This is a genomic window from Nocardia sp. CA-107356, from assembly GCF_050946365.1.
In the GTDB taxonomy this organism is placed as follows: domain Bacteria; phylum Actinomycetota; class Actinomycetes; order Mycobacteriales; family Mycobacteriaceae; genus Nocardia.
In genome coordinates, this window is the sequence record NZ_CP191992.1 from 10,218,953 (window position 1) to 10,233,718 (window position 14,766).

A 14,766-nucleotide genomic window follows, 5' to 3' on the forward strand; every position below is an offset into this window, starting at 1 on the left:
GCATGTGATCGACCAGCGCATATCCATTCAGGACGGGCGGCTCCGGTGACAGACAGCGCGACCGCGCGCCCGGCGGACGGACCGGGCTGGCAGTTCTGGATCGATCGGGGCGGCACCTTTACCGACGTCGTGGCCCGGCGACCCGACGGCAGACTCGTCACCCACAAACTGCTCTCGGAGAACCCGGCCCGCTACGATGATTCGGCGGTGGCGGGCATCCGTGAAATCCTCGCGGACGCGGGCCAAGGCGATGCCGATATCGAAGCCGTTCGGATGGGCACCACGGTCGCTACCAACGCCCTGCTCGAACGCAAGGGCGAGCGCACCGTTCTGGTGATCACCCGGGGGTTCCGCGACGCACTGCGCATCGCCTACCAGAATCGCCCGCAGATCTTCGCGCGGGAGATCGTGCTGCCGGAACTGTTGCACGAGCAGGTGATCGAGGTGGACGAACGCGTCACGGCGGATGGCACGGTGCTGACACCGCCGAACCTCGACGCCCTCGCCGACGCACTGAAACCGTTGTACGACAGCGGTATTCGTGCCATCGCCGTGGTCTGCATGCATTCACACCTGTATCCGGCGCACGAACAGGCGATCGGCCGCGTCGCCCGCGGTATCGGATTTCCGCAGATCTCACTGTCCAGCGAGGTCAGCCCACTGATGAAGCTGGTGCCGCGCGGGGACACCGCGGTGGTGGACGCTTACCTCTCGCCGGTGCTGCGCCGCTATGTCCAACAGGTCGCCGACCAGCTCAGGGGCGTGCGACTGATGTTCATGCAGTCCAATGGCGGACTCACCGAGGCGGGCCAGTTCCGTGGTAAGGACGCCATCCTGTCCGGTCCGGCGGGCGGCATCGTCGGCATGGTGCGAATGTCGGAACTCGCCGGATTCGACCGCGTCATCGGCTTCGATATGGGCGGAACCTCCACGGACGTCTCACATTTCGCTGGCGAATACGAGCGGGTCTTCACCACCCAGATCGCCGGGGTCCGGCTGCGCGCGCCGATGCTCGATATCCACACCGTGGCGGCGGGCGGCGGCTCGATTCTGCATTTCGACGGCAGCCGCTATCGCGTCGGCCCGGATTCCGCGGGTGCCGTGCCGGGACCCGCCTGCTATCGCGGCGGCGGACCGCTGACCGTCACCGACGCCAACGTGATGCTCGGCCGCATCCAACCCGACTTCTTTCCAAGGGTTTTCGGTCCGAGCGGACATGAATCGCTCGACGATGCGCTGGTGCGCGACCGATTCGCGGAACTGGCCGACGAAATCGCCGACAGCACCGGTGACGATCGCACCCCGGAACAGGTCGCCGAGGGCTACCTCGAGATCGCGGTCGCCAATATCGCCGCCGCGATCAAGCGGATCTCGGTGCAGAAGGGCCACGATGTCACCCGGTACGCCCTGACCACCTTCGGCGGCGCGGGCGGCCAGCTCGCCGGCAAGGTGGCCGATTCCCTCGGCATCCGCACCGTGGTGGTGCCACCGATGGCCGGTGTGCTCTCCGCGCTCGGCATCGGTCTGGCCGATACCACCGCCATGCGTGAGCGATCGGTGGAGTTACCGCTACGCGATGAGTCGATGCCGCGCGTCGTCGAGATCGCCGACGATCTGGAGGCCATCGCCCGCGCCGAACTACTCGGTGAGGATGTGCCCGCCCACCAGGTCCGCGTCGTACGTCGCGCCCAGCTGCGCTATGACGGCACCGATACCACGCTGACCGTAGCACTCACCGAACCGACGAGAATGGCAACGGATTTCGTCGAACGCCACCGCAACACCTATTCCTTCGTACTCGATCGCCCGATTGTCATCGAGGCGCTCTCGGTCGAGGCGACCGGGCTCACCGAACCACCCGACCTCGCCGATCTGGCCGGGCCACTCGCGGCCATCGGCGAGCCGGAGGCCGTGCGGCTCCACACCGACGGCGCTTGGCGTGACGTATTGCTCTACCGGCGTACCGAATTGGTGCCCGGCAGGGCGGTGCTCGGGCCCGCCGTCATCACCGAGGACAACTCCACCACGGTCGTCGACGAGGGCTGGCAGGCGGTGGTGAACGAGCTCGGGCATCTGATCATGGAGCGGGTCGCGGCGGCGACCGCACCGCAGGCAGGTACCGAGGCGGATCCGGTACTGCTGGAGGTCTTCAACAATCTGTTCATGTCCATCGCCGAACAGATGGGCGCGCGGCTGGAGTCGACCGCACAATCGGTCAATATCAAAGAGCGCCTGGACTTCTCGTGCGCGCTCTTCGATCCCGACGGCAATCTCGTCGCCAACGCGCCACATATTCCGGTACATCTCGGATCGATGGGCACCAGTGTCAAGGAGGTCATTCGGCGCAGGCAATCCGGGCAGACCATGCGCCCCGGCGACACCTACGCGGTCAACGATCCCTACCACGGCGGCACCCATCTGCCCGATGTCACGGTGATCACGCCGGTATTCGACACCGCGGGCACCCATATCCTCTTCTACGTCGCCTCGCGCGGCCATCACGCGGAGATCGGCGGCATCGCCCCCGGCTCGATGCCGGCGAACAGCCGTCGCATCGAGGAGGAGGGCGTCATCTTCGACAACTGGCTGCTCGTCGAGAACGGCCGGTTCCGGGAGGCGGAAACCTTCCGGTTGCTCACCGAAGCGCCGTACCCGTCCCGCAATCCGGCCACCAATCTTGCCGATCTGCGTGCGCAGATCGCCGCCAATGCCAAGGGTGTCGACGAGGTCGGGAAGATGATCGAGCACTTCGGGCTCGACGTCGTCGAGGCGTATATGCGTCATGTGCAGGACAATGCGGAGGAATCGGTGCGCCGCGTCATCGACGCGCTCGACGACGGCGAGTACGCCTACGAGACCGATCTCGGCGCCGTCATTCGCGTCCGGGTCACGGTTGATCGGGAAAACCGCAGCGCCACCATAGATTTCAGCGGAACCTCGGCACAGCTGGACGGTAATTTCAACGCGCCCTACGCGGTGGCGAACGCGGCGGTCCTATATGTCTTCCGCACGCTGGTCGCAGACGATATCCCGCTCAACGACGGCTGCCTGCGCCCGCTGCGGATCATTGTGGCGCCCGGCTCGATGCTCGCGCCCGAACCGCCCGCCGCGGTCGTCGCCGGCAATGTCGAGACCTCTCAGGCGATCACCGGCGCGCTGTACGCGGCGCTCGGGGTGCAGGCCGAGGGCTCGGGCACGATGAACAACGTCACCTTCGGCAACGACCGCAGCCAGTACTACGAGACGATCGGTTCCGGTTCCGGTGCGGGCGAGGGCTTCGACGGCGCGCCGGTGGTCCAGACCCATATGACCAACTCCCGGCTCACCGACCCCGAGGTGCTGGAATGGCGGCTGCCGGTGCTACTCGAGGAATTCTCGGTTCGCACGGGCAGCGGCGGCACGGGTCGATGGCACGGCGGTGACGGTGCCGTGCGCCGACTCCGGTTCACCGAGGCGGTGACGGTATCGACGCTGTCGAGTCACCGTCGGGTGCCGCCCTACGGCATGGCGGGCGGTGCGCCAGGGGGCATGGGCCGCAACCGCGTCGAGCGTGCGGACGGCACGGTGCAGGAGCTGCGTGGTGCGGATTCGGCGCAGCTCGACTCCGGGGATGTGCTGGTCATCGAGACGCCAGGTGGTGGCGGGTACGGCAGAGTGACATAGCTCACATTCAGGGTGTCGCGCCGGAAAGGAGACGACTGAGCGCAGCCACGTCATTCCCTGGATACGCACTGTTCACAGCCGTGAACATGGTCGTGTTCGCCGAGGCCAAGTACGCTCGGAGCAATCATGGCCATGTATTTCGATCCGACGTCATGGTCACCGATGCGGGCCGTCGACCTGGGGAAGCGACTCTTCGACCAATCCCTGCTGGAGCAATGGCTCTCGTTCACCACCGCCTGGGTGGATCCGGTGGCCGACCTCGGTGCGGGCACGGTCACCGCGCTGATGCCGGACGTACTGATGACGGTGCTGAGTGAGGGCATTCTCAGCCGGTTCGGCGGCCAAGCGGTCACCGCCACCTTGCTCGGCCATGACCTGAACGCGACGCTGCAGGTACTCAAGGTGCGCCGCCGCGGCGCGCATTTCCAGACCAAAACCGTCCTGTCCAATATGCGCTGGGACGATCACCCGATCGAACACGTCACCGTAATCGCGCACGGTGTCCGGCTGGTGCCCGGCGTGCCGACGAAGGCCCGGGTGCAGCAGCTGGACCTGAACGGAACCGTCACCGCCGCGGCGCTGGTCGGCTGGCTCAATACCCAGCAGCTCGACTGGGAACTCAGCGTCGACGCGAGCGGATTGATCCGGGCCGAGCATCGAGACCGCCGCATCACCGCATTGGTGGAGGCCCAGGTGCGCGACAACCTGGTGACTGTCGAAATCCACCGGGCGAACTGGTTGGGCATGCGGATACCGCGAAATATGCTGACCTCCCCGGCGATCCTGCTGGATCGGCTGCCGAACGACGCACGCATCGTGCACGCCACCCGCGAGGGCGATCTGGTGCGCTTCCGGGTCGAACTACCGGAGATCACCGGTTCGTTCGATCTCGCGCAGATCCGCTCGGCGATCGTGGCCGGGACCACGCTGATCATCTTCTGATCCCCGCACGAATCCGGTTTCCGCCCTGAACATTCAGCCTTGGGACTTCCACCATTCCAGCAGCGCGGCTTCGGCCTCGTCCCTATTGAGCGGTCCGCGATCCAGGCGCAGCTCCTTCAGGAACCGCCACGCTTTGCCGACCTCGGGACCAGCGGGAATGCCGAGCAGTTCCATGATCGCGTTGCCGTCCAGATCCGGGCGGACCCGGTCCAGATCCTCCTGCTCCTGCAGCCGGGCGATGCGCACCTCGAGTTCGTCATAGGTGGCGCGCAGTGCGGCGGCCCGGCGCTTATTGCGGGTGGTGCAGTCGGCGCGGACCAGTTTGTGCAGCCGAGGTAGCAGATCATCGGCGTCGGTGACATAGCGGCGCACCGCCGAATCGGTCCACTGCCCCTTGCCGTAGCCGTGAAAACGCAAGTGCAGGAACACCAGTCGCGCCACGTCCTCGGTGAACTGCTTGGGGTACTTCAGCGCTCGCATCCGCTTGCGGACCATCTTCGCGCCGACCACCTCATGGTGATGGAAGCTGACGCCGCCGCCCGGTTCGTTGCGCTTGGTATCGGGCTTGCCGATATCGTGCAGCAGCGCGGCCCAGCGCAGCACCAGGTCCGGATCGCCCTCCTCCAGGTCGATGGCCTGCTGCAGCACGGTGAGCGAATGCCAGTACACGTCCTTGTGCTGGTGGTGCTCGTCGATCTCCAGCTTCATCTCGGGCACCTCGGGCAGCACCAGCTGGGCCAGGCCGGTCTCGCACATGACGTTGATGCCGTCGATGGGGTGTGCGGAGGCGATGAGCTTATCGAGTTCGGTGCGTACCCGCTCCGCGGTGATCCGCTCGATCTCGCTCGCCATCGCGGTGATCGCGGCCCGCACCCGCGGATGTAATTCGAAGCCGAGCTGCGCGACGAAACGCGCCGCCCGCAGCATGCGCAGCGGATCGTCGTTGAACGAATCCTCCGGCGCCGCAGGCGTATCCAGCATTCCGGCGAGCAGCGCGTCCATTCCGCCGAGCGGATCGACGAACTCCAGCGACCCGTCGGACCCGATCTTCACCGCCATCGCATTGACCGTGAAATCGCGGCGCACCAGGTCATCTTCGAGCGAATCACCGAAGGTGACCTCGGGATTGCGCGACACCCGGTCATAGCTGTCGCTGCGGAAGGTGGTGATCTCCAACTGCTGATCGGACTTCGACGCACTGACCGTGCCGAACGCCAGACCACCGGTATCCCACAAATAGTCGGCCCAGCCGCGCAGCAACTCCTGCACCTGCTCCGGCCTGGCATCGGTGGTGAAATCCAGATCGGTCCCCAACCGCCCGAGTACGGCGTCACGCACGCTGCCCCCGACCAGGTACAGCTCATGGCCGCGCGCGGCGAACAACTCACCCAGCGGCGTCAGCACATCGGACAACCGCCCGAGCGTGACCGCGGCCGCGGCCAGCAATCGGGTACGTCGATCCAACGCTGCATCCTCGGACTTGGGCGAAACCACGAAACAGCAGCTTACCGAGCGCGCACAACCGATATTCCAGCGCAACCCACGGAGCCGCCACAGATATATAAGGGCAAGCGCATGAGGCGAGCTGGCAGCACATAAGTATCGAGTACCGCACATGAAGACCGAGCGCCCCCGGATCCGCACAACACCCAGCTCGCGATCACTCGCGATACGCAGCCATTTCGGAGCGAGTCTTACGAACGACGTTCACAGCCCGTCTCCTGTCCGAGCGAACGAGCAGCCATCGGCTCAGCCGGGCCGTCGAAGCGCATGCGCCGCAGGCACGAGCCCGACCACTCGGCCGGTGTACACCCAGCGCCGAACGATCAGCACATCAGCGACGACCACGAAGCGAGTCTTACGAGCAACTGTCGGCGGCCAGTCTCGCGTCCGAGCGAACGAGCAGCCATCGGCTCAGCCGGGCCGTCGGAGCGCATGCGCCGCAGGCACGAGTCCCGACCACTCGGCCGGTGTACACCCAGCGCCGAACGTCCACACATCAGCGACCACCACGGAGCGAGTCTTACGAGCGACCGTTGGCGGCCCGTCTCGCGTCCGAGTCGTCGAAGCGCATGCGCCGCAGGCGCGAGTCTCGACGGCTCGGACGCGAGACACCAGGGGGCCGCCAACACGCAGCACCGCAGGTGCTGCAAATCCAACACAGTAGGATTGCGTGGTGTCTCCGGCCGATCGCGCGAACAGTCGACGCCGCCAGCCCCGGCGCCGCGGTTCGGCCGCCAACGCGGCGAAACCGCGCATGCGCACGGTACGGGAAACCTCGGCGGGCGGACTTGTCGTCGACGGGTTGGACGGGCCGAGCGAAAAACGCAGTGCGGCGCTGATCGGGCGGACCGATCGGCGTGGCAGACTGCTGTGGTCGCTGCCCAAGGGACATATCGAAGAGGGGGAGACACCCGAGCAGACGGCGATCCGTGAGGTCGCCGAGGAGACCGGAATCAACGGAATCGTGGTCGCCGAACTCGGCAGCATCGATTACTGGTTCGTCACCGAGGGTCGTCGGGTACATAAGACCGTGCATCATTTTCTGCTGCGTTCCATCGGTGGTGAACTCTCCGACGCCGATGTCGAGGTCACACAGGTCGCATGGGTTCCGTTGAGCGAACTGGATTCTCGGCTGGCCTACGCCGATGAGCGACGCCTCGCCGAAGTGGCGAACCGGATGATCGACCGGATGGAGACCGGCAAGCGATGACCCAGACTTTTCGGCATCGCGCAGCGATTCCGTTGGGGGTGGTGGCCGGGCGACGGGTGGGCCTGTTCCGGATCATCGTGGCGGTCCTGACCATTCTCGGCTCGGTGACGGCGCTACCGGTGTTGATCGCCCAGCACGCCGCCGCCCAGCCGACGACGCCGAATAGTTCGTCGTCGCCGAAATTCCTGAAGCTGACCCTGGATTCGGTGAATCCGGCCGCGGTGACCACAACCAGCGACCCCACCCTGACGGTTGCGGGCACCGTCACCAATATCGGTGATCGGGTGGTCGACGACGTCAGCGTCCGCGTCCAGCGCGCCGCCGCGGTCGCGACACCGAGCGCGCTGCGCTCGACACTGCGCCTCGACCAGGTCAACTACGACGTGACCGGACCGTTCGAGGATGTCGCCGAACGTTTGAGCCCGGGCCAGCGCAAACAGTTCACGATCAGCATCGCGCTGCGCTCCGGCAGCTCCACCGCGCTCGATATCAGCAAGCCCGGCGTCTATCCGCTGCTGCTGAATGTCAACGGGGAACCGGCCTACGGCACCCAGGCCCGCCTCGACGATGCCCGGTTCCTGCTCCCGGTACTCGGCGTCCCGCCCGCGGCCGACACCTCCGGTGCGGCGACCCAGCCGGTGCCCGCCGCCCCGGATGCACCGGTGGCGACGACGCTGCTGTGGCCGCTGGCCGACCGCCCGCGACTGGTGGCGGGTGTCCCCGGCTCGGTCAATGGGAAGGCCGAGCTCACCGATGACGAATTGGCCGCGTCGCTGGGCAAGGGTGGGCGCCTCGACCAATTGCTCGGCGCATTGGAGTCGGTGCTCGGCACCAATCCGGCGACTCGCGATCGGACGCTGACATCGGCGGTCTGCGTCGGCGTCGATCCCGATCTGCTGATCACCGCGCAGGCGATGACCAAGGGCTATCGCGTGCTGGCCAGCCCGTCCGATCCGGACGGCGCGACCCGGGCTGGCGCTGGAGCTGATCAGGCCCAGACCTGGCTGGACCGGCTGCGCGCCGTCGCCGCGTCGGTCTGCACCGTCGCACTGCCGTTCGCGCAGGTCGATGTCACGGCACTGGCCGCGGTCAATGATGCGGACCTGTCCGCGCGAGCGCTGGACGCACCCGCCGATATCGTCGACTCGATCCTGGCCACCAAAACGGTGCGCGGGGTGAGCGTGCCCGATTCCGGCTCCATCGATCAGAGCGCGGGAATGTTGTTGCGCAGCCACGGTTTCGGGACCGCCGTACTGGCCGACACTGCGGCCGTCCCGCTCGGCACCGCAGGTACTACCGCGGCATCGCAGCCGCCGACGACCACGGGGCGCAACAGCACCGGCAATCAGAGCACCGCCAACCAGAGCACCGCGAGCCAGCCGCTGCCGGAGACGAGTACGCCCGATGTGGTCCGGCTCGCCGAAATCGCACCGGTGCCCGCTACACCGAACGGTACGCCCGAGGCGACACCCGAACCGGAACCGCAGACCAGCGCAACACCAGCACCCAGCACCTCGACGTCGGGCACGTCCACCACCAGCACACCGCCCCCCGGCACCCCGCCCCCGCCAGCGACTGCGCCCGCCGACCCGGCATTGCACGCGGCGACCTTCGACATCTGGTCCGCGACCGCCCTCGCCGCGGTCGGCTCCAATCCGCCGACACCGTCGTTCACCCCGTCCCGGGTTCGCTACGACGTCACCAACGACTCCCGGATGGCCCGGCTGCAGGACGCGCTGGGCGCCATCACCTGGACCGCGCTGAACCCGGAACCGAATCGGCCGCGTTCGTTATTGCTGGTGCCGCCGCAGCAGTGGGGCGCGAACCGGGACGAGGCCACCGCAGTCCTCAAACAGGTCGAACTGCTGCTGCACAACAATCTCGCCACCCCGCGCACGCTCGCCGAATTGGTTGCCGAGCCGCCCGACGCACAGCCATACGAACCCGACTACTTGCCGCAGGCCGCCCATGACGCTGTCCCGGAACGCTTCGTAGTCCCGGTCCGCGACCAGGGACACCGGATCACCGAACTCATGCGCGCACTCGTCGAGGTGCCCGAGGCCGAGCCGACACCGCGCCAATTCCTGACCCCGCTGCGCGATGATCTGCTGCGCCTAATGACGCTCTCGGACCGCCGCTCCGGTGACTCCGCGCAGCCGGACACCTATGCCCAGCGCCGTCTCGACCAGACGACGCGCACGATGGACCGGCTCTACGGTTCGGTCACGGTACTGCCGCCCGGCGGGGTCTACACGCTGGCCTCCGAACAGAGCCCGCTGCTCTTGGTCGCCCGCAACGACCTGCCGGTCGCCATTCGGATCAGGTTCCGGATCGAGGCACCAGCGGAGACGAAGATCACCGATCCCGGCGAGGAAACGCTGCCGCCCACCGGGAGTCGGTCGTTCCAGATTCCGACCGAGGTCAGCGATAGCCGTAACCTGGTCATCCCGATCTCCCTTACCACGCCCGATGGGATCGCACTCGGCAATCCCACTTCGGTATCGGTGCGTTCGAACGCCTACGGTCAGACCTTGGCAATAATTACGGCGTGTGCCGGAATACTGCTGTTCCTGTTGGCCGGGCGCCGGTTGTGGCGACGGTTCCACGGACAGCCGGATCCGGCCGACGAAGGGTTCGATCCGGGCACCCGGCGCCGAGTGAACAGGTATCGGCGTGCACGCCAACGCGTACTACAGCAGCAGGAGCATCAGGAGGCGAGATGAAGACGACGACCGCTCGCTCGCGCTCGGCTGTCGTCGCCGTGCCTCTTCGACCGACCTGCAACCAGTCGGCCGCCCTTGATCGGTACCGACCCCGCACCACTCATGGCATCGTGGAGGACAATCGCGTAACACCCTGGACGTCATCGGCCGGGTGTCGGGGGACAGCATGGCGCAGGAGGCACGATGAGCGACGATGATCTATCCGCTCATCGGCAACGACCTGTTGATCGGCCCGACGGACCCCAGGCCCGCCGGGCGCCCGCGGCCCCCTGGGAACGGCGCCTGGCGCAGCCACCGGAAGAACCGGAGGACGCGGACATGACTCCCGATGACCGTTACGGCGATTCGCCGCGCGTACCGCAGGTGAGTCGTCCCGGGCCGCCACAGCGTCCGATGCCACCGGCCCGCCCGGCACCGCGCGTCGTACAGCCGCCCACCGGGCCGATGGCCCCACCCTCCGGCGCGCTGCCGCGCCAATCCGCACCGCAGCGGCCGGGCCCCCGCCCCCCGCAGTATCCGGAACCGCAGCAGTACCCGGACCCGCAGCAATATCCGGACCCGCAGCAATATCCCGAACCCCGGCCGCATCCGAGCCAGCAATCGCATCCGGGCCAGCGCCAATATCCGGCCACGCAGCCACCGCCCGGCCCGGCCCGGCAGCGCCCGATGCCGCCCGGCCAGCCGGTCCCCGGACCGTCGGGGCGGCCGCCGCGGGTGCCACCCCAGCGTTTCGCGCCGCCGCCGAACTATCAGACACCGCGGCCGAGCTATCAGACACCGCCGCCGCAGCCCGCCGCGACGCGCCAGCCGCCGATCGAACGACCGCGACCCGAGCGACAGCAGATCGATCGACAGCCCCCGGTAGAGCGACAGCGCCCACCCCGGGAGCCGGGCAGCCGACCTCGGACCGAGGAATGGCCGGCCGCATCCGCCTCGAATGCGGTCGCCACCGAAACCAAGCAGAGCGCGAGTTCGCGACTGCTGCGCGACTCCGGTTCGATCGCGATCGCGACGCTGATCAGCCGGATAACCGGCTTCGGCAAACAGCTACTGCTGCTGACCGCGCTCGGCCCGGCCATCGCCAGTGCCTACACCTCGGCCAACCTGATCCCGAATATGATCACCGAGCTCGTCCTCGGCGCGGTACTGACCGCGATGGTGGTGCCGACGCTGGTGCGCGCCGAACAAGAGGACGACGATGGCGGCGTCGCGTTCGTCCGCAGGTTGGTGACCGCCGCCTTCGCGGTACTCGCCGCGGCCACCCTGTTCGCCGCGGCGGCGACGCCGGTACTAGCCACCCGCGTCTTCGTCTCCTCGGACGGCAAGGTCAATACCGAACTGACGACGGCACTGACTTATCTACTGGTGCCCGCCATCCTGTTCTACGGCATGTCGGCGCTGTTCACGGCGATCCTGAATACCCGGCAGAACTTCAAGCCGGGCGCGTGGGCGCCGGTGCTGAACAACGTCGTCGTGCTCGTCGTGCTGGCCCTATATGCCCTGACGCCGGGTGAGATCACGCTGGATCCGGTCCGGATGAGTGATCCGAAACTGCTGGTCCTCGGCGGCGGCATCACCGTCGGCGTGGCCACCCAGGCGCTGAGTCTGCTGCCCGCGATCCGGCGCAATCACATCGATCTGCGGCCGCTGTGGGGTGTCGATGCGCGGCTCAAGCAGTTCGGCAAGATGGGCTCGGCCATCATCCTGTACGTGGTGATCAGCCAGGTCGGTCTGATCGTCTCGAATCACATCGCATCGGCGGCCGACGAGGCCGGACCAGCGATCTATACCAATGCCTGGTTGCTGCTGCAATTGCCCTACGGCGTACTCGGTGTCACGCTGCTGACCGCGATCATGCCGCGACTGAGCCGCAACGCGGCCGCCGACGACACCCCGGCCGTCGTGGACGATCTCTCCGTCGCGACCCGGTTGACCATGATCGCTCTGGTGCCCGTCGTCACCTTCCTGACGCTGGCCGGACCGCAGGTGGGCGAGGCGCTGTTCGGCTACGCACGCTTTTCCGGTGACGCCGAACGTCTCGGTGAAGCAGTGAGCTGGTCGGCCTTCGCGCTGATCCCGTACTCCCTGGTGCTGATCCACCTGCGCGTGTTCTACGCCAGGGAGCAGGCGTGGACGCCGACGTGGATCATCCTCGGCATCACCACGATCAAGATCCTGTTCTCGGCGCTGGCACCGTTCCTCGCGAGCAGCAGCGATCAGGTCGTGATCATCCTCGGTGTCGCGACCGGTCTCGGCTTCCTGGCCGGTGCCATCATCGGCGGCTATCTACTGCACCGCAGTCTCGGCGATCTGCGCATGGTCAATGTCGGACGCACGGTGACCCGCGTCCTGCTGGCCTCGATCGCGGGCGGCGCGGTGATGCTCATCGTGGACAAGGTGCTCGGGCTGGACCGGCTCTCCGGCGGACCCGGCTCGCTGATCCGGGTGACGCTATCGGCGATCGTCATGTTCGCCGTCGCCTTCGGGCTGATGCGACTGGCTGGTATTCCGGAGATCGTCGCGATCACCGTTGCCATCTCCCGGCGCCTCGGCTTCACCCCGCCCGCCCCGGATCTCGACCTCGATGGTCCGGTCGAGGACGAGTACGCGACGCAGGTGTTCCGGCGGCCCGATCCGTATGTGGCATACCCTGGTTTCGACCCGTACATGGATGCCCAGACCATGGTGCTACCCGTGATCAGAGCTCATGCCGTTGACAGCACCGGTATGGGCGAGTTCCCGTACCCTGTTCGGCAGAGAAGCACAAGTGGCGAGTTCGCCGGAACTTCGACATATCAGGGCGAAGGAGGAACGAAGGTGAGCGACGACGCGGCGCTGGGCGGCGTCCCAGCCGCCGAATCTGCTGTGACCAAGGCAGGTGGGCTCTCCACAGATGTTCCGCCCACCGCGGACGCCTCCGATCCCGGGTACGCGAACCAGGCGGCCGATAATGGTCCGCCGGTGCATGATTCGGCGTCCGGATCCGGTGAGCAACCGCGGGAGGCTCCGCAGCGCGATCCGATGTACGACACCGGGATGATCCCGATCCCGCCGCAGCTACCGCCGATGGGCGGCGGCGATCCGGCCGGTCGGCGCACACCGCGCGGCCCCAAGCTGATTCCGGGCGCATCGGTTGCTGGCGGCCGCTACCGGCTGCTCGCTGGTCACGGCGGCTCCCGTGGGCTCAGGTTCTGGCAGGCACTCGATATCAAGCTCGACCGCGAGGTCGCGCTGACCTTCGTCGACGCCGATCAGAAGGCCACCGACAACTCCGGCCACGACGGTCCGCAGGCCATTCTGTCGCGCACACTGCGCCTCGGCCGGATCAACTCGCCGGGCCTGGCCCGCGTGCTCGATGTGGTGCGCGGCAGCTCCGGCGGCATCGTGGTGGCCGAATGGACGCCGGGCCGGTCGCTGCGCGAGATGGCCGAGACGGTGCCCTCGCCGATCGGTGCGGCCAGGGCCATCCGGGCATTGGCCTCCGCGGCTGAGCTGGCGCATCGCGGCGGTGGTTCGCTGTCCATCGACCATCCGGATCGGGTCCGGATCAGCGCGACCGGTGATGCGGTGTTGGCATTCCCCGGCACGCTGTCCGATTCCGACGCGCAGTCCGATGTCCGCGGCCTCGGCGCCATGCTCTACGCGCTGATCACCGCACGCTGGCCCATCCGCGCCGGCGGTATGACCGGCACTGCGGCGACGGTCGGCGGGCTGCGGCTGGCCGATTTCGGCTCGGACGGAACCCCCGTCGAGCCGCGGCAGATCAGACCCGAGGTGCCCTTCGAGATCTCGGCGGTCGCGGTTCGGTCGCTGGAATCGAATAAGGGTGTACGCACCGCCGCGACCGTGCAGCATGTGCTCGAACAGGCCTCGGTGGTCGATCAGAAGACCGACTTCATCCCGGTGCTGCGACTCGGTCAGCGTCCGCCGAGCAGTGCCGAAGAATCGCTCGCCGATCCGGATTTGCTTGCGGCGGAACGGGAACGCTCGCAGCGGATGATGTGGATCATGGTCGGTCTCGGCATCCTGGCCGCGCTGGTGGTCGGCATCATCATCTGGTGGATGGTCAGCGTCTTCGCACCGGGTGCCTCCGATGCCCCACTCAACGAGCAGCGCAATATCGGCCTCACCACGAACAGTTCACCAGGACCCGCACCGTCGACCGGCGGTGCCACGGGTACCCCCACGGGCGGGGTGCCGGTTCCGGTGACCGGTGTGACGGTCTTCTCCCCGGAGGGCACTCCGGACAATGTCAGCGGTACGGGGGCGGTGCTCGATCACGATCCGGGCACCGTCTGGCGCACCGATCAGTACTTCCAGCAGTTCCCGGCGCTCAAGAAGGGCGTCGGGCTGCTGGCCACACTGCCGAGTCCGGCGAAGCTGACCAGCGTCTCGATCGAATCGCCGAGCCCTGGCACATCGGTCGAGATCCGTACCTCACCGACGGCCTCGCCGACGCTGGATCAGACCCAGTTGATCGGCTCGGCGCGACTAGAGAACGGCGTCACCGAAATACCGGTTCACGCCGATCAGGCAGCCCGCTACGTGCTCGTGTGGATCACCGGCCTCGGCAACTCCGGTGGCCAGTTCCAGACCTCGATCGCCGATCTCCGCTTCGACGCCGCGGCTTGAGTTCCTCCGCCTCTGCGTACCTCTAGTCCATCCAAGTAAGTACCGCGACAGCTGCTTTCAGGTCGAGTGTCGCGTTATCCTGCGAAATCAGTT

Annotated in this window: 6 protein-coding genes; 5 read left to right on the forward strand and 1 reads right to left on the reverse strand. The window is 67.1% G+C overall.

What is annotated here, in order from left to right:
* Nucleotides 1–45 precede the first annotated feature (45 nt).
* Both ACQP1G_RS45980 and ACQP1G_RS45985 read left to right on the forward strand, forming a co-directional pair.
* On the forward strand, nucleotides 46–3,663 hold the full coding sequence (locus tag ACQP1G_RS45980) for a hydantoinase B/oxoprolinase family protein (protein WP_433197050.1): 3,618 nt from the start codon (nucleotides 46–48) through the stop codon (nucleotides 3,661–3,663).
* A gap of 126 nt (nucleotides 3,664–3,789) precedes the next feature.
* Complete coding sequence (locus tag ACQP1G_RS45985; protein ID WP_433197052.1) at nucleotides 3,790–4,605, forward strand: hypothetical protein; 816 nt, start codon at nucleotides 3,790–3,792, stop codon at nucleotides 4,603–4,605.
* A gap of 33 nt (nucleotides 4,606–4,638) precedes the next feature.
* Here the strand turns inward: ACQP1G_RS45985 and ACQP1G_RS45990 are convergent, their stop codons facing one another.
* Nucleotides 4,639–6,069: a CCA tRNA nucleotidyltransferase gene (locus ACQP1G_RS45990; protein ID WP_433197054.1), complete on the reverse strand. Its 1,431-nt coding sequence runs from the start codon at nucleotides 6,067–6,069 to the stop codon at nucleotides 4,639–4,641.
* Nucleotides 6,070–6,781: 712 nt separating this feature from the next.
* Between ACQP1G_RS45990 and ACQP1G_RS45995 the strand changes: the two genes are divergently transcribed.
* The 3 genes from ACQP1G_RS45995 (at nucleotide 6,782) to ACQP1G_RS46005 (ending at nucleotide 14,673) form a co-directional block, all read left to right on the forward strand.
* Nucleotides 6,782–7,318 carry an NUDIX hydrolase gene (locus ACQP1G_RS45995; protein ID WP_433197056.1) on the forward strand — a complete coding sequence of 179 codons (537 nt, stop codon included), beginning with the start codon at nucleotides 6,782–6,784 and terminating at the stop codon, nucleotides 7,316–7,318.
* Nucleotides 7,315–10,041, forward strand: a complete 2,727-nt coding sequence (locus ACQP1G_RS46000; protein ID WP_433197058.1) for a DUF6049 family protein — start codon at nucleotides 7,315–7,317, stop codon at nucleotides 10,039–10,041. Before ACQP1G_RS45995 ends, ACQP1G_RS46000 begins: the two co-directional genes overlap by 4 nt.
* 183 nt (nucleotides 10,042–10,224) lie before the next feature.
* Nucleotides 10,225–14,673: a lipid II flippase MurJ gene (locus ACQP1G_RS46005; RefSeq protein WP_433197060.1), complete on the forward strand. Its 4,449-nt coding sequence runs from the start codon at nucleotides 10,225–10,227 to the stop codon at nucleotides 14,671–14,673.
* Nucleotides 14,674–14,766: the final 93 nt, after the last annotated feature.

Coding starts and splice junctions, on each gene's coding strand:
- ACQP1G_RS45985 (WP_433197052.1), top strand. CDS start 3,790: ATGGCCATGTATTTCGATCCGACGTCATGGTCACCGATGCGGGCCGTC.
- ACQP1G_RS46005 (WP_433197060.1), top strand. CDS start 10,225: ATGAGCGACGATGATCTATCCGCTCATCGGCAACGACCTGTTGATCGG.
- ACQP1G_RS46000 (WP_433197058.1), top strand. CDS start 7,315: ATGACCCAGACTTTTCGGCATCGCGCAGCGATTCCGTTGGGGGTGGTG.